The sequence below is a fragment of the Streptomyces sp. GLSS-08 genome (assembly GCF_056387915.1).
Map to the genome: position 1 here is coordinate 37,917 of NZ_JBWJAQ010000021.1, position 24,123 is coordinate 62,039.

21 protein-coding genes and 2 pseudogenes are annotated in these 24,123 nt (G+C 73.1%); 7 read left to right on the top strand and 16 right to left on the bottom strand.

Annotation, left to right across the window (positions count from 1 at the left end; genetic code table 11):
* Positions 1 to 64 precede the first annotated feature (64 nt).
* A complete protein-coding gene (locus tag AC0ZLC_RS28720) occupies positions 65 to 1,000 on the bottom strand; it encodes a DUF2510 domain-containing protein (RefSeq protein WP_476754866.1) in 936 nt (311 codons plus the stop codon).
* Positions 1,001 to 1,106: 106 nt separating this feature from the next.
* Positions 1,107 to 1,348, bottom strand: a pseudogene (locus AC0ZLC_RS28725) (anhydro-N-acetylmuramic acid kinase); the annotation flags it as partial.
* Between the two features lie 299 nt (positions 1,349 to 1,647).
* Between AC0ZLC_RS28725 and AC0ZLC_RS28730 the strand changes: the two are divergent.
* A complete protein-coding gene (locus AC0ZLC_RS28730; RefSeq protein ID WP_476754867.1) occupies positions 1,648 to 4,317 on the top strand; it encodes an ATP-binding protein in 2,670 nt (889 codons plus the stop codon).
* A 203-nt stretch (positions 4,318 to 4,520) separates the two neighbouring features.
* Here the strand turns inward: AC0ZLC_RS28730 and pcaDC are convergent, their stop codons facing one another.
* From pcaDC to AC0ZLC_RS28765, 7 genes are read right to left on the bottom strand one after another with little or no spacing between them, the layout of a single operon-like run.
* Positions 4,521 to 5,663, bottom strand: coding sequence for a bifunctional 3-oxoadipate enol-lactonase/4-carboxymuconolactone decarboxylase PcaDC (gene pcaDC / locus AC0ZLC_RS28735; protein ID WP_476754868.1), 1,143 nt, complete (start codon positions 5,661 to 5,663; stop codon positions 4,521 to 4,523).
* Complete coding sequence (gene pcaB / locus AC0ZLC_RS28740; RefSeq protein ID WP_476754869.1) at positions 5,660 to 7,039, bottom strand: 3-carboxy-cis,cis-muconate cycloisomerase; 1,380 nt, start codon at positions 7,037 to 7,039, stop codon at positions 5,660 to 5,662. Before pcaB ends, pcaDC begins: the two co-directional genes overlap by 4 nt.
* Entirely contained in the window at positions 7,036 to 7,590 is a 555-nt protein-coding gene (pcaG, locus tag AC0ZLC_RS28745) for a protocatechuate 3,4-dioxygenase subunit alpha (protein ID WP_476754920.1), read from the bottom strand. The genes pcaB and pcaG overlap by 4 nt, the downstream gene beginning before the upstream one ends.
* A 14-nt stretch (positions 7,591 to 7,604) precedes the next feature.
* Positions 7,605 to 8,375 (bottom strand): protocatechuate 3,4-dioxygenase subunit beta, encoded by a 771-nt coding sequence (gene pcaH, locus AC0ZLC_RS28750; RefSeq protein ID WP_476754870.1) that lies wholly within the window; start codon positions 8,373 to 8,375, stop codon positions 7,605 to 7,607.
* A gap of 11 nt (positions 8,376 to 8,386) precedes the next feature.
* Positions 8,387 to 9,589 (bottom strand): thiolase family protein, encoded by a 1,203-nt coding sequence (locus tag AC0ZLC_RS28755; RefSeq protein ID WP_476754871.1) that lies wholly within the window; start codon positions 9,587 to 9,589, stop codon positions 8,387 to 8,389.
* Positions 9,586 to 10,230 (bottom strand): CoA transferase subunit B, encoded by a 645-nt coding sequence (locus tag AC0ZLC_RS28760; protein WP_476754872.1) that lies wholly within the window; start codon positions 10,228 to 10,230, stop codon positions 9,586 to 9,588. The genes AC0ZLC_RS28755 and AC0ZLC_RS28760 overlap by 4 nt, the downstream gene beginning before the upstream one ends.
* Positions 10,230 to 11,012: a CoA transferase subunit A gene (locus tag AC0ZLC_RS28765; RefSeq protein WP_476754873.1), complete on the bottom strand. Its 783-nt coding sequence runs from the start codon at positions 11,010 to 11,012 to the stop codon at positions 10,230 to 10,232. The genes AC0ZLC_RS28760 and AC0ZLC_RS28765 overlap by 1 nt, the downstream gene beginning before the upstream one ends.
* 244 nt (positions 11,013 to 11,256) lie before the next feature.
* Between AC0ZLC_RS28765 and AC0ZLC_RS28770 the strand changes: the two genes are divergently transcribed.
* Positions 11,257 to 11,724: a MarR family winged helix-turn-helix transcriptional regulator gene (locus AC0ZLC_RS28770; protein WP_476754874.1), complete on the top strand. Its 468-nt coding sequence runs from the start codon at positions 11,257 to 11,259 to the stop codon at positions 11,722 to 11,724.
* A 25-nt stretch (positions 11,725 to 11,749) separates the two neighbouring features.
* On the opposite strand, the gene AC0ZLC_RS28775 is transcribed toward AC0ZLC_RS28770, so the two are convergent.
* Both AC0ZLC_RS28775 and AC0ZLC_RS28780 read right to left on the bottom strand, forming a co-directional pair.
* On the bottom strand, positions 11,750 to 12,736 hold the full coding sequence (locus tag AC0ZLC_RS28775) for a DUF3048 domain-containing protein (protein WP_476754875.1): 987 nt from the start codon (positions 12,734 to 12,736) through the stop codon (positions 11,750 to 11,752).
* 152 nt (positions 12,737 to 12,888) lie between these two features.
* Positions 12,889 to 13,959, bottom strand: a complete 1,071-nt coding sequence (locus AC0ZLC_RS28780; RefSeq protein ID WP_476754876.1) for an ATP-dependent DNA ligase — start codon at positions 13,957 to 13,959, stop codon at positions 12,889 to 12,891.
* A gap of 74 nt (positions 13,960 to 14,033) precedes the next feature.
* On the opposite strand from AC0ZLC_RS28780, the gene ligD reads away from it, so the two are divergent.
* Together ligD and AC0ZLC_RS28790 are read left to right on the top strand one after the other, a co-directional pair.
* Positions 14,034 to 15,050 (top strand): non-homologous end-joining DNA ligase, encoded by a 1,017-nt coding sequence (gene ligD, locus AC0ZLC_RS28785; protein WP_476754877.1) that lies wholly within the window; start codon positions 14,034 to 14,036, stop codon positions 15,048 to 15,050.
* Positions 15,051 to 15,171: 121 nt separating this feature from the next.
* Positions 15,172 to 16,221 (top strand): LacI family DNA-binding transcriptional regulator, encoded by a 1,050-nt coding sequence (locus AC0ZLC_RS28790; RefSeq protein WP_476754878.1) that lies wholly within the window; start codon positions 15,172 to 15,174, stop codon positions 16,219 to 16,221.
* A 381-nt stretch (positions 16,222 to 16,602) separates the two neighbouring features.
* Here AC0ZLC_RS28790 and AC0ZLC_RS28795 read toward each other — a convergent pair whose 3' ends face one another.
* A complete protein-coding gene (locus tag AC0ZLC_RS28795; RefSeq protein WP_476754879.1) occupies positions 16,603 to 17,397 on the bottom strand; it encodes a VOC family protein in 795 nt (264 codons plus the stop codon).
* 229 nt (positions 17,398 to 17,626) lie between these two features.
* On the opposite strand from AC0ZLC_RS28795, the gene AC0ZLC_RS28800 reads away from it, so the two are divergent.
* Entirely contained in the window at positions 17,627 to 17,872 is a 246-nt protein-coding gene (locus AC0ZLC_RS28800; protein ID WP_358851927.1) for a WhiB family transcriptional regulator, read from the top strand.
* A 130-nt stretch (positions 17,873 to 18,002) separates the two neighbouring features.
* Here AC0ZLC_RS28800 and AC0ZLC_RS28805 read toward each other — a convergent pair whose 3' ends face one another.
* The 3 genes from AC0ZLC_RS28805 to AC0ZLC_RS28815 all read right to left on the bottom strand — a co-directional run bounded on the left by AC0ZLC_RS28805 (position 18,003) and on the right by AC0ZLC_RS28815 (position 21,712).
* Positions 18,003 to 18,980 (bottom strand): acyl-ACP desaturase, encoded by a 978-nt coding sequence (locus AC0ZLC_RS28805; protein WP_476754880.1) that lies wholly within the window; start codon positions 18,978 to 18,980, stop codon positions 18,003 to 18,005.
* A gap of 188 nt (positions 18,981 to 19,168) precedes the next feature.
* Positions 19,169 to 19,945: a dimethylargininase gene (ddaH, locus tag AC0ZLC_RS28810; protein WP_476754881.1), complete on the bottom strand. Its 777-nt coding sequence runs from the start codon at positions 19,943 to 19,945 to the stop codon at positions 19,169 to 19,171.
* A 132-nt stretch (positions 19,946 to 20,077) separates the two neighbouring features.
* A complete protein-coding gene (locus tag AC0ZLC_RS28815; RefSeq protein WP_476754882.1) occupies positions 20,078 to 21,712 on the bottom strand; it encodes an ABC-F family ATP-binding cassette domain-containing protein in 1,635 nt (544 codons plus the stop codon).
* A 355-nt stretch (positions 21,713 to 22,067) separates the two neighbouring features.
* On the opposite strand from AC0ZLC_RS28815, the gene AC0ZLC_RS28820 reads away from it, so the two are divergent.
* Both AC0ZLC_RS28820 and AC0ZLC_RS28825 read left to right on the top strand, forming a co-directional pair.
* Positions 22,068 to 22,748 carry a GOLPH3/VPS74 family protein gene (locus AC0ZLC_RS28820; protein WP_476754883.1) on the top strand — a complete coding sequence of 227 codons (681 nt, stop codon included), beginning with the start codon at positions 22,068 to 22,070 and terminating at the stop codon, positions 22,746 to 22,748.
* 155 nt (positions 22,749 to 22,903) lie between these two features.
* Positions 22,904 to 23,572: pseudogene (locus AC0ZLC_RS28825) on the top strand (isocitrate lyase/PEP mutase family protein); the annotation flags it as partial.
* Between the two features lie 87 nt (positions 23,573 to 23,659).
* Here the strand turns inward: AC0ZLC_RS28825 and ssgD are convergent.
* Positions 23,660 to 24,076 (bottom strand): spore wall synthesis regulator SsgD, encoded by a 417-nt coding sequence (gene ssgD, locus AC0ZLC_RS28830; protein WP_476754921.1) that lies wholly within the window; start codon positions 24,074 to 24,076, stop codon positions 23,660 to 23,662.
* Between the last annotated feature and the right edge of the window lie 47 nt (positions 24,077 to 24,123).

Below are 24,123 nucleotides of genomic sequence, written 5' to 3' on the forward strand. Positions count from 1 at the left end.
TTCCTCTTGAGCGGAGGGGCGCCCCACCCGGCCGCATCGTGTGCGGCCGGGTGGCGAGCCTGTCCTAGACGTTCTGGCCGCTGCCGCCGCCCGCCGCCCGCTTGATGCCCTTGGTGATCTCGTCGATCACGGCCGCCTTCGTGCCGACGTCGACGCCGAAGCGGACGACGACGAGCTGCTCGGAACCGGCCGGCGAGGGGAAGGCGAGCGACTCGACGTAGCCGTCGTCGCCCTTGCTCGTGACGACCTTCCAGCGGACCAGATAACCCTTCTGCCCGGCCACGGTGACCGATTCGGACGCGAGCTCCCGGTGCGAGGTGATCTTCCCGTAGGTCTTGCCGCCGTACGACTCCTCGGCGTTCTTGGAGATGTCCTCCTTGGCCGCCGCCTCCGCCGTGGTCGCCTTCAGCTTCAGCGCCACGGCGGGCGCCGAGTACGCCCCGCCCTTGGTGCAGGTCTGCGAGGTGTCGCCGGGGCACTTGTAGGAGTCGTCCGAGGTGACGGAGGCACCCAGGCCGCTCTTGCCGGTCCAGCCGTCGGGGACCGGGAGCGCGATGCCGCTCATGGCGTCGGTGGCGAAGCCGTCCTCCGTGGGCGGCTGCCCGGACGGGTCCGGGGCCGGTGACTGCCCGTCGGGCCCGCCCTGCCCGCCCTCGGACCCGCCCGTGCCACCGGGGCCGCCCCGGCCGTTCTGCCCGCCCGGCCCCTGGGAGCTGGCGCTGTTCCCGCCGTTGTCCTTCGTGAGCGCGTACACGCCGCCGCCTATGCCCGCGAGAACCGCGACAGCCACGGCGACGGCTATGCCCGTGCGCAGTCCGCGCCGCGCCGGTGGGGCCGGATAGCCCCCCGGCGGGTACGCCGGGGGACCCCAGGGGGCGGCCGGCCCGACGGCGCGGGTCTGGTCCGTCCATGCGTTGCCGTCCCACCAGCGCTCGGTGGGGGGACCGTCACTTGTCTGACCCGGATCGGGATACCAGCCGGGAGGAGTCGCCTGCGTCATGGGACCCACCGTATGAGCCCTGGGTGAAAGGCGGATGAGAGGGCTCCCGAAGCGTGACCCCGGGGCGACGTCGCCGATGCCGTCCCGTGACGGGCCGCGGGCGGTGTCACCGCACGACGAGCCGCACGGGTTCCAGGTCGGGGCGGGGCGGCAGCCGCAGGCCCTCCCGCCCCGGGGTGATCGAGCCGAGCACGCTGGGATGGCGGGCGCCGGTGGCGGCCGGGTCGCTGCCGGCGAGCCCGCGCGCGGTCAGGAGGCCCAGGACGGCGAACGCGTACGCCTCCCGGCGGCCGACGGCAGCCCCAGTTCGCCGGAGTCCCGCAACGTCACGTCCGGCAGTTCGGCGGCCGGCTTCGCCGCCCCGGCGCCGTCGAGGAGGCCCAGCGCGACGGTGAACGACTGCCACGACCCGTGGAGCGGCCGTACCGAAGCGGGCCGGTCCCGTCCACGCTGGAAAACAAGCTCCGTTTTTTACGGATTTGACTGTCAATCACTTCCACGGGCGCTGGTCGGGACCCTTGCGCGTCGCCTTCGGACACCCGCCGTCACCCGTGGAGGCAACAGCTGCCCGGACCGGCCTCCACTTCGGCCGCCGGACGGCTAGGCTCGATGCGTACGTCGTTTGGGCGACCTGGGGAGGTAGCGGGATGACGGAGGCACGGCCCCAGGTGGCCGCCTCGGCCTCCCTGTGGGAGCGCGACGAGGAAGTCGCAACGGTCCGGCGGGCGATCACCGCCCTGCGCGCGGACTCGGCGTCCTCGGGAAGCCTGCTGGTGTTCACCGGCGAGGCGGGTCTCGGCAAGACCGCCCTGCTCGCCGAGACCCGACGCCTCGCGGAGAGCAGCGGCTGCACCGTGTGGTCGGCACGCGGCGGCGAGACCGTCACGTCCGTCCCCTTCAACGTCGTACGCCAGTTGCTGCAGCCCGCCCTCGTCTCGCTGCTGCCCGAGGAGGCGCGCGAGTACCTGGGCGACTGGTACGACATCGCCGGACCCGCGCTCGGCGTGACCGATCCCGGCGACCGCCAGCCCGATCCGCAGGGCGTGTGCGACGGACTGGTCGCCGCGGTCCGGCGGCTGGCCCGGCGCGAATGGCCCCTCGTGCTGCTCATCGACGACGCGCACTGGGCCGACCAGGAGACGCTGCGCTGGCTTGCCGCGTTCGCCGAGCGTCTCGACGACCTGTCCGTCCTCGTCGTGGTCGCCCGCCGGCCCGGCGAGGTGAGCGGGGAGAGCGCCCGCCACCTCGACACGGTCGCCGCCGCGGCCCGCCCGGTCACCCGGCTGAGCGCACTGACCCCCGACGCGGCGGCCGGACTCACCCGCGCCACGCTCGGCGAGTACGCCGACGCGCCGTTCTGCCGGGAGGTCTGGGCGGTCACCGGCGGCAACCCGTACGAGACAGTGGAACTCCTCGCCAAGGTCCAGGACAGCGACCTCGACCCGGTCGAGGCCTCGGCCGCCGAACTGCGCGCCCTGAACCGCTCGGCGCGCGGCCGCGGTCTCGTCGCCCGGCTCGAAGGACTCGGCATCGACGCCACCCGCTTCGCCTGGGCGGCCGCCATCCTCGGCACCGGGATCTCCCTGGACCTCGCCGCCCAGCTCGCCGGGATGCCCCGCGAGGACGCGCTGCGCTGCGCCGAACTGCTCGGCGCAGCCCGCATCCTGACCGCCTCCGAATCCACGAACGGCCAACTTCCCGAAGGCGACCTGGAGTTCGTGCACCCACTGATCGCCAGCGCCGTCTACCGCTCGATCCCGGACGCCCTGCGCACCGCGATGCACGGGCAGGCCGCGTGGGCCGTCACGGACTCGGGACGCGGCGCCGCCGCTGCCTCCCGCCACCTCCTCGAAGTCCACCCGGACGACGACCCGGAGCTGGTCGAGCAGTTGCGCGAGGCCGCCCGTGAACACCTCGCGGTCGGCGCGCCCGACGCGGCCCGCAGGTGCCTGGAGCGCGCTCTCCTGGAGCCTCCGCTGCCGGACACCCACGCGCGCGTGCTCTACGAACTGGGCTGCGCCACGCTGCTGACCGCACCCGCCAGGACCATCGGTCATCTGCGTTCCGCGCTGCAGATGCGGGGTCTCGAGGGCGAGCTGCGTGTGGACGCCGTCTTCCGCCTCTCGCAGGCCCTGCTCCACAACGACCAGCTGGAGGAGGCCGTCCGCACGGTCGACGCCGAGGTCGCCCGGCTGGAGCCGGGGCCCGCCCGCATGCGGCTCCAGGCCGTGCACTACATGTGGGAAGGCATCCACGCGGGTGAGGACGGTTCCTCCGGCGGCTCCCGCGGCCTCGCCGAACTCGTCAGGACGTGCACCGGCCGGGACAACTCCGAGCGTGCACTGCTCATCCTGCGCGGCTTCGACGCGATGATGCACGGCGAGAACGCCGAGGAGGTCGTGGAACTCTGCGACCGCGCCCTCGTCAACGGCCGCCTCGCGCCCGGACTCGGCTGGACCGACACCGAGTGGGGCATCGAACTGCTCATGATGCTGAGCAGTTCGTACGCCTACGCGGACCGGCTCGACCGCGCCGAGAGCCTCTTCAGCGAGGCCCTGCGTGCCTACGAGACGGCCGGCTGGAGCGGCGGTCACCTCGCGCTGGCCCACGCCTACCTCGGCCTCGCGCACCGCAGGCGCGGCCGGCTGGCCGACGCCGAGGCCTCCCAGCGCGAATCCCTGCGCCTGGCCGAACGCGTCGGGCGCGGACTGCCCCTGTACTGGTCGGCGACCTGCGGCCTCATCGACACCCTGCTCGCCCGCGGCCATGTCGACGAGGCGGAGGAGATCGCCGAGCGCTACGGGTTCGCGCCTCCGTACCCGTCCACCATCGTGCTGCCCGACACCCGTTCCGTGCGCGGCCGGCTGCTGCTCGCCCTCGGCCGCACCAAGGAAGGCGTCAACGAACTGGAGGCCGCGGAGAAGGCGGCCACCTCGCGCGGTCACCACAACACGGTGCTGGCCCCGTGGGCCGTCGACCTCGCCAGGGCGCTGGCCACCGACGACCCGGTGCGTGCCGCCGCGCTGGCCGGCGAGGCCCGCCGGCAAGCCGAGCGCTTCGGCACGGACACCGCCATCGGCGAGGCCCTCCGCTGCGCGGCGTCCCTGGAGTCGGGCCAGCGCGCGGTACGGCTGGCGGCCCAGGCGGTCGCCTACCTCGAAGCCTCGCCCTGCCAGTTCGAGCACGCGGCGGCCCGCGTCGAGTACGGCATCGCGTCCCGCTCGGCCGCCGAACTCCACAAGGGCCTGACCCTGGCACGCTCCTGCGGGGCGGACGGCCTCGTGAGGAAGGCGGAACAGGCCCTGCGGGGGCGGTAGCCCACGGCACCCCGCGGCCCTCCGGTCCGAGGCACCCGCGGTGGTCCGGTCCATGGGCGTCCTGCGGCTCTCGGACCCCGGAACCCCCGCGGGGGTCCGGCCCGGGGCGTCCCGCTGCTCTCCGACCCGGTGTGCCCCGCGGTGGCGCGCCCGCCGGGTCCATGACGGGTCGGCCCCGTCCCTCCACGGGAACAGCGCCGCGGTCAGCAGGTCCCGTCCGCGTCCTCCTCCGCCAGTACCCGCTGGGCGACCGCGAAAGCCGCGTTGGCGGCCGGTACACCGCAGTACACCGCGCTCTGCAGCAGCACCGCCCCGATCTCCTGCGGGGTCAGCCCGTTGCGCCGTGCCGCGCGGACGTGCATCGCCAGCTCGTCGTGGTGGCCGTGCGCCACCAGGGCCGTCAGTGTGACCATGCTGCGCTCACGGCGGGTCAGTGTCGGGTCGGTCCAGATCTCGCCCCACGCGTAGCGCGAGATGAAGTCCTGGAAACGGGCGGTGAAGGGGGTCTGCCGGGCCTGGGCACGGTCGACGTGCGCATCGCCGAGGACCTGGCGGCGCACCTCCATACCGCGCGGGGCCGCACCCCCGAAGTGCCCGCGCAGGGCGGCCAGCACGGCCTCCGGACGCTCCGCCGGCGCCAGATGCGAGGCGCCCGCCAGCTCGGTGAGCGAGGAGCCGGGGACCGCGTCCGCGATCTCGCGCAGCTGCGCCGGCGGTGTCGCCGGGTCCTCGCGGCCCGCGATCAGCAGGGTCGGGACGCCGATCGACGCCAGCCGGTCGCGCAGGTCGAAGGCGGCGAGCGCGTCGCAGCAGGCCGCGTACGCCGACGGGTCCGCGTTCCGGTGGTCCTCGACGAGCCGCGGGACCGTGAACCCCGGGGTGAACCAGCGATCGCCCGCGGTCGCCGCGAGCTGCGCGAGGCCGTCCCGGCGGACCAGCTCGGCCCGCTCCCGCCACGGCTTCGCGCCGTTGAAGTGGGCCGAGGAGCAGATGACGGCGAGCGACGACACCCGTTCGGGGTGGTGCACGGCGAGGTGCAGTCCGACCGCGCCGCCCAGGGACACACCGGCGTACGCGAAGCGGTCGATGCCGAGGGAGTCGGCGAGCGCCAGCACCAGGGCGGCCAGGTCGGCGACCGTCGCGCCGGGAGCGATCAGCGCCGCGGGGGAGCCTCCGTGGCCCGGCAGGTCCCAGCGGATCACCCGGTGGCTGACGGACAGTTCGGGCGCGACCTGGTCCCACAGTGCGGTGGACGTGCCGAGCGACGGTCCGAGAAGCAGCGGGGGTGCCGTGCCGGGTCCCTCCGCGCGGTGGTGCAGCAGCGGCTCGGTCGGTTCGGTGGTCAAGATCGCTCCAGGGCACGGTCGGTGAGGGCTCCGGCGGCCCCGGAATAGCGGGCGGGGTCGGTGAGGTCCGCGAGGTCGAGGCCGAGGTCCGCGAGGTCGGGTTCCTCACGGAGGACGTCGAGCAGCGGCCGGTCCTCCGTGACGGTCCGTTCGGCGGCCCGGGTCAACAGCTCCTTGGCACGGGTCCGGCCGAGGACGGGGGCGAGTTCGGCGGCGAGCCGCTCGGAGACGATCAGGCCGTGGGTGAGTCCCAGGTGCGCGCGCATGGCGTCCGCGTTCACCTGGAGGCCCTCCGTCAGTTCGGCGGCGTCGCGGGCCGCGCCGCCGACCGCCCGCAGCAGGTCGCGCAGGGGCTCCCACTCGGCGTGCCACGCGCCCGCGGGACGCTCGTCCTCGGCGGCCATCGCCGCGTAGAGGGTGGCCGCGAGGTGCGGTGCCCGCCGGGCCGCGGCGGCCACCAGGGTCGCCCGCACGGGGTTCGCCTTGTGCGGCATGGCCGAGGAGCCGCCCCCGGTGCCCTCCGCCAGCTCACCGATCTCGGTACGGGACAGGGTGAGCACGTCGGCGGCGGTCTTGCCGAGCGCACCGGCCGTGAACGCCAGCGCCCCGGCCAGGTCCGCGACCGGCGTACGCAGGGTGTGCCACGGCAACAGCGGTTGCGCCAGCCCGAGTTCACGGGCGTACGCCGCGATCAGCGCCCGGGTGTCGACGGGCGCGCGTGCACCTCCGGCTTCCGCCGCCTCGGCCCCGAACGCCGTGAACGCGGCCAACGTGCCGGCAGCGCCCCCGAGTTGGGCGGGCAATGAGTCCCGCACGGCCGAGATCCGGTCCCTTGCGTCCAGCACCAGCGACCGCCACCCCGCGGCCTTCAGGCCGAAGGTCGTCGGCACCGCGTGCTGGGTGAGTGTCCGTCCGGGCAGCATGGTGTCCCGGTGCCGAGCGGCGAGCCGGCCCAGCGCCGACTGCGTACGTTCCAGGTCTGCCAGGACGCAACCCAGCGTGCGCGAGGCCACCAGCATGGTGGCCGTGTCGACGACGTCCTGGCTGGTCGCGCCGCGGTGGACGTACGGCCCGAACTCCTCGCCGACCGCCTTGGTCAGGTCCGCGACCAGGGGAATCACCGGGTTGCCGCCGGACCGGGCGCGCAGCGCGATCGACCGCACGTCGAAGCGCGCGGCGTCGGCCGCCGCGTCCACCGCGGCGGCCGCCCCCGCCGGGGCGAGCCCGAGGGACGCCTGGGCGCGGGTGAGCGCGGCCTCCGCGTCGAGCAGTGCCCGCAGGTACGCGGTGTCGCCGGTCGCGGCCTGGGCGGCCGACCCCGTCCACCCGGGGGCGAGCAGGCCGGCGTCGGACTCGACGGGGTCGACAGCTGTCACCGGAACTCCAGGAAGACGGTTTCGCCTTCGCCCTGAAGACGGATGTCGAAACGGTACGTCCGGTGCGCCCCTTCCGCCGCGATCAGCGTGGCGCGCCGCTCGGCCGGCAGCGAGTCGAGCAGTGGGTCCACGCCGTCGGTGAGATACGCGCGGGTGAAGAGGTGGTGCAGCAGTCCGCGGGCGAACACGCACACGCTGACGTACGGCAGCCCGCGGTTGCCGGGCGGCAGCGTGTGCAGGGCGTAGTGCCCGTCGGCGTCCGTGGCGACCCGGCCGAAGCCCGTGAAGTCGGTGCCGTTGCGGCCGAGGTGTCCGCCGGTCACCGGGTCGCGGCGCAGCGACCCGGGCGCACCTGTCAGTGAACCGTCGGGGGCCGCCTGCCAGAACTCCACGAGGGCGTCGGGGACCGGGCTGCCGGCGCCGTCGAGCACGTACCCGTGCAGCGTGATCGTGTCGGGGTGCCCCGGTGGCGCCACCTGCCCGCCGTCGGGGAACGGCAGCGCGTACCCGTAGAACGGGCCGACGGTGTGGGAGGGGGTGGGGAGCGGCATCTCGCCCCTGGCGGTCAACGACCTTCCTCGATCCAGGTGGCGGAGGGACCGTCGAGGACGATGTCCCACTCGTAGCCGAGCGAGAACTCGGGTCGGGACAGGTCGTGGCGGTACGTCGCGACCAGTCGGTCGCGCGCCGACTCGTCGGTCACGGACCGCAGGATCGGGTCGTAGCGGAACAGCGGGTCGTTCGGGAAGTACATCTGCGTGACCAGGCGCTGGGTGAACGCCGTGCCGAACAGAGAGAAGTGGATGTGCGCGGGCCGCCAGGCGTTGGTGTGGTTGCGCCACGGGTACGCGCCCGGCTTGATCGTCGTGAAGGAGTAGCATCCCTGTTGGTCCGTCAGGGTCCGTCCCACTCCGGTGAAGTTGGGGTCGAGCGGCGCCGGGTGCCGGTCGCGCGGATGGGCGTAGCGGCCGGAGGCGTTCGCCTGCCAGATCTCGACGAGCTGACCGCGTACGGGGCGGCCGCCGCTGTCGAGGAGGCGGCCGGAGACGGTGATGCGCTCACCGAGCGGTTCGCCCCGGTGCTGGACGGTGAGGTCGTCGTCGGTCTCGGTGGTGTCGGTCGGGCCGAAGACGGGACCCGACAGCTCGACCGTCTCGGGGTCCCCGCCGTCCACGGCGATCAGCGGCTGCTTGGGGTGGCGCACCACCGAGCTGCGGTACGGGGGGTACCCGCGCGGCGGGTGGTGCCGGGCCGGCGCACCGCCGGCGAGTGCCTTGTCGTAGGCGTCCTGGAGTGCGTCGACCTCGAGGTCGATGTCCGACTGGGTGAGAGCCATGGGGCGACTTCCTATCGTTCCAGGATGAGGGCGAGGCCCTGGCCCACGCCGATGCACAGGGCGGCGACGCCGACGCCGGAGCCGGCGGCCGCGAGCTGGTGGGCGACGGTGCCCGCGAGGCGGGCGCCGGACGCGCCGAGCGGGTGGCCGAGCGCGATCGCGCCGCCCCGCGGGTTGAGGATCGCCGGGTCGAACTCGGGCCATTCGGCGACGCAGCCGAGTACCTGCGCGGCGAAGGACTCGTTCAGTTCCAGTGTCGACAGGTCGCGAAATCCCCTGCCCGCCTTGGCGAGCGCGCGGTGGACGGCCTCGACGGGGGCGAGTCCGAAGTAGCGCGGGTCGACCGCGGAGACGCCGGAGGCGCTCACCCGTGCGAGGGGTTCGCGTCCGGTGGCCTTCAGGCCTTCCTCGTCGACCAGGAGCAAGGCGGCGGCACCGTCGTTGAGCGGGGAGGCGTTGCCCGCCGTCACGGTCCCGTTCTCCGTGCGGAACGAGGGCTTCAGCCGGGCCATCGCCTCCAGGGAGGCGTCCGCGCGGACGGACTCGTCCGCGGTGAAGGCGGCCGGGTCGCCCTTGCGGCGGGGGACCGGCACGGGCGCGATCTCGGTGTCGAACAGGCCCGCGGCCTGCGCTGCGGCGGCCTTGCGGTGACTGTTCAGGGCGAACTCGTCCTGCCGTTCACGCGTGATGCCGTGCTTCTCGGCGATGAGTTCGGCCGACTCGCCCAGCGGGACGGTCCACTGCGGTTCCATCCGCGGGTTGACCATGCGCCAGCCCAGCGTGGTGGAGTACAGCTCGGTGTGGGCGGCCGGGAAGGGCTCGTCGTTATTGGGCAGCACGTAGGGGGCGCGGGTCATCGACTCGACGCCGCCGGCCAGGGCGACGGAGGCGTCACCGAGCGCGATGGCGCGGGCGGCCTGGATGACCGCTTCGAGGCCGGAGGCGCACAGCCGGTTGACGGTGACGCCGGGCACGGAGGTGGGAAGTCCGGCGGGCAGGGCGGCCATGCGGCCGACGTTGCGGTTCTCCTCGCCCGCGCCGTTCGCGTTGCCGAAGTACACGTCCTCGATCCGCGAGGGGTCCAGGTCGGGTGTCCTGGCGAGGAGTTCGCGGATGGCGTGGGCGGCCAGGTCGTCCGGGCGGACGCCGGCCGGCGACCCGTTGTATTTGCCGACCGGTGTGCGGACCGCGTCGACGATGTAGACGTCCCTCATGACCTCTCCTCGGGCAGGCCTACCTCGGCGGCGGTCCTGGCGGCGATGTCCTCGGCGGTGACGCCCGGCGCACTCTCCACCAGCACCAGGCCGTCCTCGGTGACGTCCAGGACGCCGAGGTCGGTGATGACACGGTCGACGCACCGCCTGCCGGTCAGCGGCAGCGTGCACTCCTGAAGGATCTTGGGGGAGCCGTCCTTGGCGGTGTGGGTCATCACGACGATGACCGTGCGGGCGCCGTGCACCAGGTCCATGGCCCCGCCGATGCCGGTGATCAGCTTGCCGGGGACCGCCCAGTTGGCCAGGTCACCGTGGGCGGAGACCTGCATGGCGCCGAGCACGGCGACGTCGATGTGCCCGCCCCGGATCATCCCGAAGGAGAGCGCGGAGTCGAAGTAGGAGGCGCCGGGCAGGACCGTGACGGTCTCCTTGCCCGCGTTGATCAGGTCCGGGTCGACCTGCTCCTCGGTGGGGTAGGGCCCGGTGCCCAGGATGCCGTTCTCCGACTCCAGGATCACCTCCACGCCGGGCGGGAGGTGGCTGGGGATCAGCGTGGGCAGGCCGATGCCCAGGTTCACGTACTGGCCGTCCCGCAGCTCGCGGGCCGCCCGGGCGGCCATCTCCTCCCTGGTCCAGGCCATCATTCACCCGCCGTTGTGCCGGTCACGGGGGCCGAGACCGTCCGCTTCTCGATCAGCTTGGCGCTCGCCTGCTCGGGCGTGAGGGCGACGACGCGCTGGACGAAGACGCCCGGGAGGTGGACGGCGTCCGGGTCGATCGCGCCCGGCTCCACCAGCTCCTCCACCTCGGCTACGGTCACCCGCCCGGCCATCGCGGCAAGGGGGTTGAAGTTCCGCGCCGACCGGTTGAAGACGAGGTTGCCGTGCCGGTCGCCCCTCGCGGCTCTGACCAGCGCGAAGTCGGTGCGGATGCCGTGCTCCAGCACGTACTCCGTGCCGTCGAACTCCCGTACCTCCTTGGGCGGCGAGGCGAGCGCGACGCCGCCGGAGCCGTCGTAGCGCCAGGGCAGCCCGCCGTCCGCGACCTGTGTGCCCACTCCGGCCGGGGTGTAGAAGGCGGGGATCCCGGCGCCGCCGGCCCGCAGCCGCTCGGCGAGCGTCCCCTGCGGGATCATCTCGACCTCCAGCTCACCGGCCAGGTACTGCCGGGCGAACTCCTTGTTCGCGCCGATGTACGAGCCGGTGACGCGGGTGATCCGGCCCGCCGCGAGCAGGACCGCGAGCCCGGACTCCATCGCGCCGCAGTTGTTGGACACCACGCCCAGGTCGGACACACCGCGCTCGTACAGCGCCTCGATCAGTACCGCCGGCACCCCGCTGAGGCCGAAACCGCCGACCGCCAGGGTCGCGCCGTCCGGCACGTCGGCCACCGCCTCCAGCGCCGTGGCGACCACCTTGTCCATCCGTGAAGCTCCCTCTCTCCCGAGCATCCAGCACCGCAATTAGTCAGGGCACTGATTATCTGTGCGAGGTGTCCCACACGCTGCCATCGCATCCCCGAGCAGTCAAGACATCAAGTAGACGCGGAGATGTGCGTCGCAACGCGGCGCGGGCGGTCAAGGCGAGGGCAGGTATCGTTCAGTGCACCAATCAAAAAGACTCTCGTACGTCGCGGAAGCCCGCGGGTACGCGGACCGAGGAGCGCACATGGCCGCGGTGGACCTCTCCACCCATCCCGGGCACCTCGCCCGGCGGTTGCAGCAGGCGCACTACCTGCTGTGGAACACGATGGTCTCCGAGGAGATCACCTCGCCGCAGTTCGCGGTCCTGAACGCCCTCGTCGCGGAGCCGGGCCTCGACCAGCGCACGGTGGGGGAGCGGGTGGGGCTCGACCGGTCCACCATCGCCGAGGTCATCAGCCGGCTCGGCCGCCGCGGTCTGCTGGACAAGGTGCGCGACCCACAGGACGGCCGCCGCTTCCTGCTCCGCCTCACGGACGACGGCCTGCGCACCCACCGCAAGCTGACCGTGCGCACCGCCCGGATGAACCAGGTCTTCCTCAACCCGCTCTCCACCGAGGAGCAGGCCCAGTTCTTCGACCTCGTCCGGCGGGTCGCGGACGCCGCCGAGGGACTCCGCAACCCGGCGGAACCCCTCGCCGCGAACAGGGCCTGACCGGCGCCGCCCCCGGCGGCGCACCTCACTGCTGGGCGAACACCACCCAGACCTGGCCCTTTGCGAAGTTCATCCGCGTACCGTCCGCCGTCGTGAACCGCGTACCGTCCGCCGCCGAACGCCGGTGCCAGTCGACGTCGAACACCCGCCCGTCGCGCAGCACTTCGGCCTTGCCCGACCCGACGGTTCGCGTGTACGGCGTGTTGTTCCCCAGGACATCGTGGAACCGGGACGTCCGCACGGGCACGTGCTGCACGACCACGGTCGCGGGCGCCACCTGGGCGCCGTCCGCCGTCACGGTCGGCCTGCCGTCCGTGGTCACCAGCCAGCGCCCCCGCTCCGCGGACCAGGTGAAGGTGAAGCGGGCCGCCGGGAAGCGGACGGTGCGCTTATCCTGCGGGCTGCCGCCCGCCGGTGCCGCGCCGTAGCGGAAACCCGTCGTCGTCAGGGCGTCCGCGCCCGGCGCCGAGCCCATCAGTTTCCGCGGGCGAAGGTAGAGGTTGTGGGGCGCCGCCTTGTCGGTGCCGCGGAAGTAGGCGGCGGAGTTCTCCTCCGGGCGGACCGCGCGCAGCGGCGCCTTGTCGATCAGCGGCAGCAGCTTGTGCTGCGCGCCGGAGAAGGCGAGCGTCGGTTCGTCGAACTGGCGCAGCAGCTCCAGATCCGATTCGCGGGCACTGCGCACCGGACCCACGGCCTCGGGCAACTCGGTCGCGTACACGGCCATCAGCCGGCTCAGCCCGCCCTCGACCTGCTCCGCGTACACCACGTCCGCGGCGTTCAGGCCCGTCTGCGGCCGCGCGTCGCTCGCGTTGTCGATCTTCACCGCGAGCACCGGGTCGTGTGGCCCCTCGGTGGCCTCGGTGGCCTCGGGGGGCCTCGGCTTCTCGTGCCGCCCGCGCCCGTCGTCGGGCGGGCCGCCGGCGGTGCAGCCCGCCAGCAGGGAACCCGTCACCGCGGCGGCCACCAGCGCCGCCGTCGTCATGCCGCGCCGCATCCGTGTCCTCTGTCCCATGCCCACCGTGGCCACCATGTCCTGTGCTGTCGATTGTGCGCTTATACGTTCATCGGTGGCCATACCCGATCTCTACCGCATGTGCGCGCCGGATGGGCCGAACGGCCCTGCGGATGACAGTGGGGGCGCGGCGCCCCGAAAGGCCGCGCCCCTCAGGCGTCCGGGCCAAGAATCTCCGAGAGGTCGTAGGTCACCGGCTCCTCCAACTGGCCGTAGGTGCAGCTCTCCGCCGCACGGTCCGGGCGCCAGCGGCGGAAGCGCGCCGTGTGCCGGAACCGCGCGCCGTTCTCCATGTGGTCGTACGCCACCTCCGCCACCCACTCGGGCCGCAGCGGCACCCAGGAGAGGTCCTTCTTCGACGACCACCGGCTCGGCGCTCCGGGAAGGCGCGCGGATTCGTGCGCCGCCTCGTCCGCCCAGGCCGCCCAGGGGTGCTCGCCGACGTCCGCCATCCGCAGCGGCTCCAGTTCCCCCACCAGCTCCGCACGGCGCTTCATCGGGAAGGCGGCGGACACCCCCACGTGCTGGAGCGCGCCCCGGTCGTCGTACAGCCCCAGCAGCAGTGAGCCCACGACCGGCCCGCTCTTGTGGAGGCGGTAGCCCGCGACCACGACGTCCGCCGTGCGCTCGTGCTTGATCTTGAACATGGCGCGCTCGTCCTGCCGGTAGGTGACCGTCAGCGGCTTGGCGATCACCCCGTCGAGACCCGCCCCCTCGTACTGCTCGAACCACTGCCGGGCGACCTCGATGTCCGTCGTCGCCGGCGCGACGTGGACCGGGGCGCCGGCTCCGGACAGCGCCGTCGTCAGGAGGGTGCGCCGGTCCGTGAGCGGCACGCCGAGCAGTGACTCGTCCGCCAGCGCCAGCAGGTCGAAGACCACCAGGGAGGCCGGGGTCCGCTCGGCCAGCATCCGCACCCGCGAGTCCGCCGGGTGGATCCGCTCCGTCAGCGCGTCGAAGTCGAGGCGCCCGCCCCTGGCGATCACGATCTCGCCGTCCACCACGCAGCGCGTCGGCAACCGCTCCCGCAACGCCGCCGCCAGCTCGGGGAAGTACCTGGTCAGCGGCTTGCCGGTGCGGCTGCCGAGCTCGATATCTCCACCGTCGCGGAACACGATGGCCCGGAACCCGTCCCATTTCGCCTCGTACTGCATGCCCGGCGGAATCGTCGCCACGGACTTGGCGAGCATCGGCTTCACGGGGGGCATCACCGGCAGGTCCATGCTCCGATTCTGCGGGCAACCCCAGCGGTTCGCCCGGTGTGCGAGGTATGTACGCCAGGCCTACCGTGGCTCGCATGGGCGATGCGGTGGAACTCGAGGCGGCGGGCAGGACGGTGCGCCTGTCCAGCCCCGACAAGATCTTCTTTCCCGAGCGCGGCTTCACGAAGCTGGACCTCGCGCGCTACTACCTCGCCGTCGGCGACGGCATCCTCCGCGCGCTCCGCGACCGCCCCACCACCCTGGAGCGCTACCCCGACGGTGTGACCGGCGAGTCGTTCTTCCAGAAGCGGGCCCCCAAGAACATGCCCGGCTGGATCCCGACCGCGCACATCGCCTTCCCCAGCGGCCGCACCGCCGACGAGATGTGCCCCACGGAGGTCGGCGCGGTCCTGTGGGCCGCGCAGTTCGGCACGCTCACCTTCCATCCCTGGCCGGTGCGCGGCGGTGACGTCGACCACCCCGACGAACTACGGCTCGACCTGGACCCGCAGCCCGGCACGGACTACGCCGACGCCGTGCGCGCCGCCCACGAACTGCGCGAGGTGCTCCACGAGTACGGCGGCCTGCGCGGCTGGCCCAAGACGTCCGGCGGCCGGGGCCTGCACGTCTTCGTGCCGATCGAGCCGCGCTGGACGTTCACCCAGGTGCGCCGGGCCGCCATCGCCGCCGGGCGCGAACTGGAACGCCGCATGCCCGAGCAGGTGACCACGGCCTGGTGGAAGGAGCAGCGCGGCGAGAAGATCTTCGTCGACTACAACCAGACCGCACGGGACCGCACGATCGCCTCCGCCTACTCCGTACGCCCCCGCCCGCACGCCCCGGTCTCCGCGCCGCTGCGCTGGGACGAGGTGGGCACGGCCGTGCCGCGCGACTTCGACCTGGCGACCATGCCGGGACGCTTCGCCGAACTCGGCGACGTGCACGCCGACATGGACGACCACGCCTTCTCCCTGGAGGCCCTGCTCGAACTCGCCAGCCGGGACGAACACGACCACGGCCTCGGTGATCTGCCGTATCCCCCCGAGTACCCGAAGATGCCGGGCGAGCCGAAGCGCGTGCAGCCGAGCCGCGCCAAGCACACGGACGGCTAGGCCGATCCGTTCGGGCGGTTCTCACGCCCGTGCGGATCGGGTGGCGGTGCGGGCGGGGGCAGGCCCGGCGTCGGGGCGGCGAGGCTATCCTGATCGGCAACCGCCGAGGAGGAGCCCTGAGGTGACCGAGCCGACGACAGAGTCGCGCCCCACACTGGAGGCCGTGGCCGCCCGGGCCGGGGTCTCCCGGGCCACCGTGTCGCGCGTCGTCAACGGCGGTGACGGCGTGCGCGAACCGCTGGTCGAGCGGGTCAGACGGGCCGTCGACGAACTCGGTTACGTACCCAACCAGGCCGCCCGCAGCCTCGTCACCCGCCGCCACGACGCCGTCGCCGTGGTCATCGCCGAACCGGAGACCCGCGTCTTCGCCGACCCCTTCTTCGGGCTCCAGCTCCGCGGCATCAGCAAGGAACTGACGGCACACGACACGCAGCTCGTCCTGCTGCTCACGGAGGGACGCGACGACCACACACGCGTCGGCCGCTATCTCGCCGGAGGCCATGTCGACGGCGCGCTCGTCTTCTCGCTGCACCTCGACGACCCGCTGCCCGAGCTGATCCTCGGCGCCGGCGTGCCGACCGTCTTCGGCGGGCGGCCCGGCTGGGGCGACGGGACGCCGGGCTCGGCGTCCCCCCTCTACGTCGACAGCGACAACCGGGGCGGGGCACGGCAGGCCGTACGTCACCTGGTGGCGCTGGGGCGGACCCGGATCGCGCACATCACCGGCCCCCTCGACCAGACCTCGGCGGTGGACCGGCTCGACGGGTTCCGGGACGGCCGGGTCGACACCGATCCCCGGCTGGTCGCGGAGGGCGACTTCACGTCCGGCGGCGGCGAGCGCGCGATGCGGGAACTGCTGGAGCGCCGCCCCGACCTGGACGCGGTGTTCGCCGCCAACGACCTGACTGGGTCAGGTGCGTTGCGTGCCCTGCGGGAACAGGGGCGCCGCGTGCCCGAGGACGTCGCCGTGATCGGTTTCGACGACATGGAGCCCGTCGCCGAACAGACGGACCCACCGCTGACGACGGTCCGTCAGGACATAGAGGAGATGGGCCGGCTGATGGCACGGATGCTGCTGCGGAACCTGGACCGCGGCGGCGGCAGGGATGCGGAGGGCGCGGCGTCGAGCGTGGTCCTGCCGACGACGCTGGTACGCAGGTCCTCCGCGTAGACGGCACGCTGGATCGGCCCGGGCACCGCCGGCTCCCGGCAGTTGGTCCCTTTTCGTCGGCACCCGGCACCCCGGCGTCCGGAGGCGGGCCGCGACGCCGGTCCCGCCCGGCAGTGGGCCCGCGACGTCACCGGTACCCCGCAGTCGGCCCGTGACGCCAGCCCACGATGTCGCCCCCGCGTTCCGCCGGCACCCGGCACCCCGGTGCCCGGGGGCGGCCCACGACGCCGGTCCCGCCCGGCAGTTGTCCCGCGCCGCCGGCGCCGCGCCAGCTCATGCCGCCGCGCCGGCCCACGCTGCCGCCGAGCCCCAACAGTCGGTGGCGCGACGTCGCCCGCCTCGACGGCGCGCCTACGTGGAGAGCGCCGCCCCGTCCCGGACTCAGCCCTGCTGCGGTGTCGCGCTCTTGATCACCGCGAAGCGGGCTCCGTACGGATCGGCGAGCTTCGCCAGGCGGCCCACGCCCGCCATGTCCGCGGCGGGCGCGCGGACCTCGCCGCCCAGCTCCAGAGCCCTGGCGACGACGGCATCCGTGTCCGTGACCTCGAAGTACGGCAGCCAGTACGCGGCGGACCCGGCCTCCGTCGGATCGTCGGCCAGCGGGACGACGCCGCCGAACATGGCGTCCTCCTCGGTGTCGGCGGGGTTGACGCAGGTGTAGGTGCCGCCGGGGAAGGGCACCGCCGACGTGTTCCAGCCGAAGGCCGAGTGGTAGAACGCGGCCGCCGCGGGGACGTCCTGGGTGTAGAGCTCGATCCAGCACAGCGAGCCGGGGTCTCCCGCCACGTCCAGTCCGTCGAGCCGGGCCGGCTGCCAGATGCCGAAGGGCACCCCCGCCTTGTCCGCGAGGATGGCCATGCGACCCTCGCCCATCACGTCCATGGGCTGCATGAGAACGGTGCCGCCCGCCTGCTCGACCGCCTGGGCGGTGGCCTGTGCGTCGGGACTTTGGAAGTACACCGTCCACGACGGCGGGCCCTGCTCGGGAGTGGTCTGCATACCGCCGGCGGCGGTCCTGCCGTCCTGCTGGAAGAAGCCGTAGCCGCCGGCCTCCGGGCCCGCCGACAGGAACTGCCAGCCGAAGAGGCCTCCGTAGAAGGACGTGGCACCGTCGATGTCGGGCGTCCCGACATCGAGCCAGTTCGGAGCGCCGTTGACGAAACGGGTGGTGAGCATGATGTGCCCTCCTCTGCGGGATCCCGTTGCCTGCACTGCCGAGTCTTGCACCGCCCACTGACAACCGCTGCCGGGACGCCTCCGCGCGCCGCCGTGCGCAGGTGTGCCGGACCGGGCCATCATCAGGGGCCCCCTTGGGCTCCGGAACGACCGTCGATCCGCCGGGCTCCGGAACAGCCGTTGATCCGGCGTTGATCGAACGTTTTTCATCGCGCGGCACGATGTCGTCATGCACATCGACACGATCATCGAGCCCCGCACGGCATGGCGGGAGCAGGCGCTCTGCGCGCAGACCGGGGCGGACTTCTTCTTTCCCGAGCCGGGCAGCTCGGTGCGGGAGGCGAAGCGCATCTGCGGCATGTGCGAGATGCGCTCCGCCTGTCTCGACTACGCGCTGAACAACGACGAGCGCTTCGGAGTCTGGGGCGGCCTCTCCGAGAAGGAGCGGCTCGGCCTCCGGCGCGCCCGGGAGTGACCGGGAGCAGGCCGCGGGGGTGGCCGCCCCAGGTATGCCGAACGGGGCCCGGTGTCCGGACCCCGTCGGTGGAGGTGGAGGTGGAGCTGGTGGTGGACGCCGGCTGCGGGGAGCGCGGCCTCCGGGGGCGTCAGCCGGCCGCGCGCGCCAGCATCCGCGCCTTGCGGGCCGCGAGCTTCTCGTCGAACTTCGAGGCCTCCGAGTCCAGGCCGCGCATGTAGAGGCCGAGCTCCTCCTGGGCGCGCACACCCTCCGGGCCGAGCCCGTCGATCTCCAGGACCCCGAGGTGGCGCAGCACCGGCTGGAGCACGTCGTCGTGGTGGATGCGCATGTTGTAGACCTCGCCGATGGCCATCTGGGCGGCGGCGCGCTCGAAGCCCGGCATGCCGTGACCGGGCATCCGGAAGTTGACGACGACGTCGCGGACGGCCTGCATGGTCAGGTCGGGGGCGAGCTCGAAGGCGGCCTTCAGCAGGTTCCGGTAGAAGACCATGTGCAGGTTCTCGTCGGTGGCGATGCGCGCCAGCATGCGGTCGCAGACCGGGTCGCCCGACTGGTGGCCGGTGTTGCGGTGGGAGATGCGGGTGGCCAGCTCCTGGAACGCGACGTACGCCACCGAGTGGAGCATCGAGTGGCGGTTGTCCGACTCGAAGCCCTCGCTCATGTGGGCCATGCGGAAGGCTTCCAGCTTGTCCGGGTCCACGGCGCGCGACGCCAGCAGGTAGTCGCGCATCACGATGCCGTGCCGGCCCTCCTCCGCGGTCCAGCGGTGCACCCAGGTGCCCCACGCGCCGTCACGTCCGAAGAGGGAGGCGATCTCGTGGTGGTAGCTGGGGAGGTTGTCCTCGGTCAGCAGGTTCACGACGAGCGCGATCCGGCCGATCTCGGTGACCTTGGACTGCTCCTTGTCCCAGGCCTCGCCGTCCTCGAACTGACCGGGGAAGTTGCGGCCGTCGCTCCACGGCACGTACTCGTGGGGCATCCAGTCCTTCGCCACCTTGAGGTGGCGGTTGAGTTCCGTCTCGACCACTTCCTCCAGGGCGTACAGCAGTCGAGCGTCGGTCCAGACGGTGGACGGGCTGCCGAGAGAGGGAGTGGTGGTCGTCACAAGAACTCCAGGGGGACGTACGAGCGAAGAGCGGGGATAACCTACGGCATCGTAGGCTACGTACCCGTAGGTTACGAGACCGTAGGTTAAGAATGCCGTAAGGGACGCAGTTCAGCGGGTTCCCATTGTGGGCATGATCACGCACGGACTGGCAGTCGGGCAGGGTGCACGGGCGGCTTCCGGCCGGTTCAGACGTACAGCTCCCGCAGTCGCACCGAGAGGCACGTCACACAGCCTTCCAATTTCTCGAACTCACTGATGTCGACGACCACCGGCTCGTGCCCGAGGTCCGCGAGCAGCTCGGCGGTCCGCGGCGCGCTCGCCGCCATCAGCAGCTTCCCGCCGCCGAGCAGGACCACGTGGGCCCCGGACTCCTCCGGCACCGGCAGGAAGCGCGGGAAGAGCGACGGCGCGTCGACCTGCGGGAGGTGGCCGAGGACCGTCCCGTCGGGCAGCGCGGTGACCGCCGACTTCAGATGCAGCACCCTGGCCACGGGAACGGCGACGACACGGGCCCCCAGCGGCTCGAACACGGCGCGCAGCTGCTGGACGCCCGCCGCGTCGGTCCGCCCGCCCCGACCGACGTAGAGGGTGTCGCCGACCTTGAGGACGTCTCCGCCTTCGAGGGTGCCCGGCTCCCGGATCCGGTTCACCGAGCAGCCGAGGCGGGCCACGGCCTCCTCCACGCCTGCGGTCTCCCCGCGCCGGGACTCGGCCCCGGGGCGGGTGATCAGCGCGACGTTGCGGAAGACGACCACGGTGTCCTCGACGAACACCGCGTCGGGGAAGTCGTCGGCGCGGTCCACCTCCACGGTGTCCCAGCCGTGCGTGCGCAGCGCCTCCGTGTACGCCTCCCACTGCTCGACGGCCAGGCCGACGTCGACCGCCGTGCGTCCGATGTGGGTGACCAGCCCCTCCGCGAGGCGAGGGCCTGGGCGGCGGACGAGGGCCTTCTTGGTGGGCACGTGCGGGTCTCCGAATCGGCAGGGGTCTGGGCCCACATCATGCAGGGTGGTCCGCGCGGACAGAAGCCCCCCACGACCGCACGCGCGGTCGTGGGGGCCCCGGCGCTCCCGGCAGGTGCGGACGAGCAGGGCCTAGGCGGGGCCGCCGACCGCCTCCGCCGTGGTCTCGGTGAGTTCGCCCCCTTCCAGCAGCAGCCAGCGCGTGATGCCGACGGACTCCAGGAACGGCACGTCGTGGGAGGCCACGACCAGTGCCCCCTCGTACGACTCCAGGGCCGCGGTGAGCTGCCGGACGCTCGCCGTGTCGAGGTTGTTCGTGGGTTCGTCGAGCAGCAGGAGCTGGGGCGCGGGCTCCGCCAGCATCAGGGCGGCGAGCGCGGCCCGGAAGCGTTCGCCGCCGGACAGCGTGTCCGCGCGCTGGTCGGCCCGCGCGCCCCTGAACAGGAAGCGGGCCAGCCGCGCGCGGATCCGGTTGTTCGTGGCGCCGGGCGCGAAGCGGGCCACGTTCTCGGCGACCGTCAGCCGGCCGTCGAGGACGTCGAGCCGCTGCGGCAGGAAACGCATCGGCACCTGGGCGCGCGCCTCGCCGGACACCGGCGCCAGCTCCCCGGCGATCGTGCGCAGCAGCGTCGTCTTGCCCGCGCCGTTGCGCCCGATCAGCGCGACCCGCTCCGGCCCCCGCAGTTCGAACGTGCCGTCCACCCGGGCGCCGTACCTCAGCTCCAGGTCCTCCAGGCCGAGAACCGTGCGGCCCGGTGGTACGGCCGTGTGCGGCAGGTCGACGCGGATCTCGTCGTCGTCCCGCACGGCCGTCGCCGCCTCGTCGAGGCGCTCCCTGGCCTCGGCGAGTCTCTCCTCGTGCATGATGCGGTGTTTGCCGGCGGACTCCTGCGCCGCCCGCCTGCGCGCGCCCATGACGATCTTCGGCTCGCGCTTCTGCTCGTACATCTTCTGCCCGTACCGCTTGCGGCGGGCCAGCTTGACCTGGGCGTCGGCCAGTTCACGCTTCTGTTTGCGCAGGTCGGACTCGGCGACGCGCATCATGCGCTCCGCCGCCTCCTGTTCGACGGCGAGTGCCTCCTCGTACGCGGAGAAGTTGCCGCCGTACCAGGAGACCTCCCCGGAGTGGAGCTCGGCGATCTGGTCGACGAGGTCGAGGAGTTCACGGTCGTGGCTGACCACCACCATGACACCGGACCAGGCCTCGACGGCCGCGTACAGCCGGCGGCGGGCGTACAGGTCGAGGTTGTTCGTCGGTTCGTCGAGCAGCAGGACGCCGGGGCGTCGCAGCAGCAGTGCGGCCAGCCGCAGCAGGACCGACTCGCCGCCCGACAGCTCGCCGGCGGTGCGGTCCAGGCCGATGTGGCCGAGCCCGAGTTCGCCGAGCATCGCCTCGGCCCGCTCCTCGACGTCCCAGTCGTCGCCGACGGCCGTGAAGTGCTCCTCGGCCACGTCGCCCGCCTCGATGGCGTGCAGCGCGGCGCGGACCGACGCGATGCCGAGCGCCTCGTCGACGCGCAGCGTGGTGTCGAGCGTGACGTTCTGCGGGAGGTGGCCGACCTCGCCCGCGACGCGGACGGTCCCGTCGGCCGGGGTGAGGTCACCCGCGATCAGCCTCAGCAGAGTGGATTTTCCCGTGCCGTTGGCACCGACGAGCCCGGTCCTGCCCGGGCCGAAGGCGGCCTGGAGGTCGTCGAACACGGTGGTGCCGTCGGGCCAGGCGAAGGACAGGGCGGTACAGGTGACGGACGTGGGGAAGGCGGACATGAAACCTCGCGGTTGCCTGGTGCGGTCGGGGGAACGCGTTCGGGACACCGCGAGGTGACGACAGTCCGGAAGGGGGCAGGAGAAGAAGGGCCCGTGCCGGAAGGACGGCTCAGATGCCGAGGTCGCACGCTGCGCACCCGGGGGCCGGACAGGCCGGCTGCGAGTGACGCGGTGTCTCAGGACCTCAGACGAGCAACGTCCTTCTCCATTCGACGACAACAGGACCCCTCCACCGTAGGAAGGGGCCCAGGGACTGTCAACGGAATAACGAGGGGCCCGCCGGGCCTGGCCGACGCGGCGCGCGTGCCCCGCCGCCTACGGTGGGCTCCGCCCCCGACCACGTGAAGGAGACTCCGTGCCCGACGGCTCGCTCTCGCTGCCCGCCCGGCTCTATCTGCTGGCCTGGGACACCACGAAACTCAAGGTCAGCGGCGCGACCCACCTCCATCACCTGGTCCGGGCCGGCGCCCTCACGGAACTGGCCCAGCGTGGAATCCTCACCGATGTGGACGGCATCGCCTGCCCCGCCGACACGGACCGCCGCACCGGTGACCTCGTCCTCGACGGCCTGCTGGAACTCGTCGAGGAGTCCCGTCCGCGCAAGTGGAAGACGTGGGTGACGCTGCGGGCCCGGGTCACCCTGGACGCCCTGCGCGCGCAACTCGCCGCCGAGGGGTACCTGCTGGCGAGGAAGAAGCGGGTGCTCGGACTCTTCCCGTCCGTGGAGTACGAGCTCGCGCGGGTGCCGGTCGTGACGGCCCTGCGCGAGGAGGCGCGGCAGGTGCTGGAGGGACCCCGGCCCGTGGCCGAGATCTCCGACCGGGACGCGGCCCTCGTCGCGCTGGCCGCGGCGGCCGAGTTGCGCACGTTCGTGCCGGGCAAGGACCGCAAGCAGCACAAGGCCCGCATCGACGAACTCACCGAGCGCAGCGGCGCGGCGGCGCCCGCCCTGAAGAAGGTCATCCAGGAGGTGCGGACGGCGATGATCGTCGCGGTCACGGCCGCGTCGACCGCGGGGGCGGGAGCGGGGAGCTGACCGACGGCGCCCCGCGCCGACCGACGTGCCCCGCAGTGGACGTACGCCGGCTACGTCGTTTTGACCGGCGCCGGCCCACTCCAGGCCCCGCCCCCTCGCACGTACACGTCGGGTTTCCGCCAGCCAGGCCTCGGGCCCGGTGGTTGGCTCGCCCCATGACCGGTCCCAGTCCCCTCCGCGCATCCGCCGTCGCCTTCCGGGCCCCGCACGTACCCGGCCGCCCGCTCGTCCTGCCCAACGCCTGGGACACGGTGAGCGCCCTGCTCATCCGAGGAGGCCGGCGCCGCCGCGCTGGCGACCACGAGCGCGGTGCTCGCCGCAGGAGCCGTGGGCGTGAACATCGAGGACGCGCTGCACGACGGCAGTGGGGTGCTTCGTCCCGTCGAGGAGCAGGCCGAGCGCATCACCGCGGCCCGCGCGGCGGCCGACGCGGCCGGAGTGCCGCTGTTCGTCAACGCCCGCATCGACACGTTTCTCATGGGTGGCGGGTCGGTCGGGGAGATCCTGGAGCGGGCTGCCGCCTTCGTCGCCGCCGGTGCGACGGCGTCTTCGTCCCCGGAGCCGCGGATCCGGGCGTCGTCAGGGCGCTCGCCGACGGCACCGACGCTCCGCTGAACGTGATGGTCGGCCACGGGACACCGGCCACCGTCCCTGAACTGGCCGCGCTGGGTGTCGCCCGGATCAGCGTCGGCTCGGGCCTCGCGCAGGCGGCACACGCCCTGGTCCGCCGGGCGGCGCGGGAGCTGCTGGACGGGGGAACGTACGGCGCGCCGGCCGACGGCCTCGACCGCGGCGAGCTGAACGGCCTGCTCGGCACGGGGCGCCAGGAGCGGACCCCGTCCTGGGGCCGCCGGTCGATGCCAGGCCCGGCCCGGAAGGTCACGGGTGCGGCGGGCCGCCGCCAGGGACGCTCAGCACGCGTCCCGTATCAGCTCCGCCAGATCGTGGTCCAGGTCGAGCTGGAGGTGTTCGAGACCGAAGGGCACCAGCTCCGTCGTACGCTCCAGGAAGCCGCGCACCTCGCCCGAACGGACGTGCACCACGGCGGTGCCCTCCGGGGCGTGGAACTCCAGCACGGTGCGGTCGTACCCGTAGGGCCGCACCCGTACGTCGCCGTGCCCCTCCGGGCCCTCGAGGCCGGACACGAGCAGCTCGCGGGCGAAGGTCCAGCACACCTCCACGCCTTCGAGCGTGGCCGGGGCCGGGAAGGTCATCCGGACGGCGAAGGGGTCGCGCCGGTCGTAGTGGAGCGTGGCGGGAATGCTCGGCATCCGCGGCGCGGCGGCGACGAGGCGGGCCTCTACGGGCTGCTCGATGACGGTGGACAACGCCTTGCTCCCTTGTGACGGCTGGACGGACTCCGGACGGACGAGAT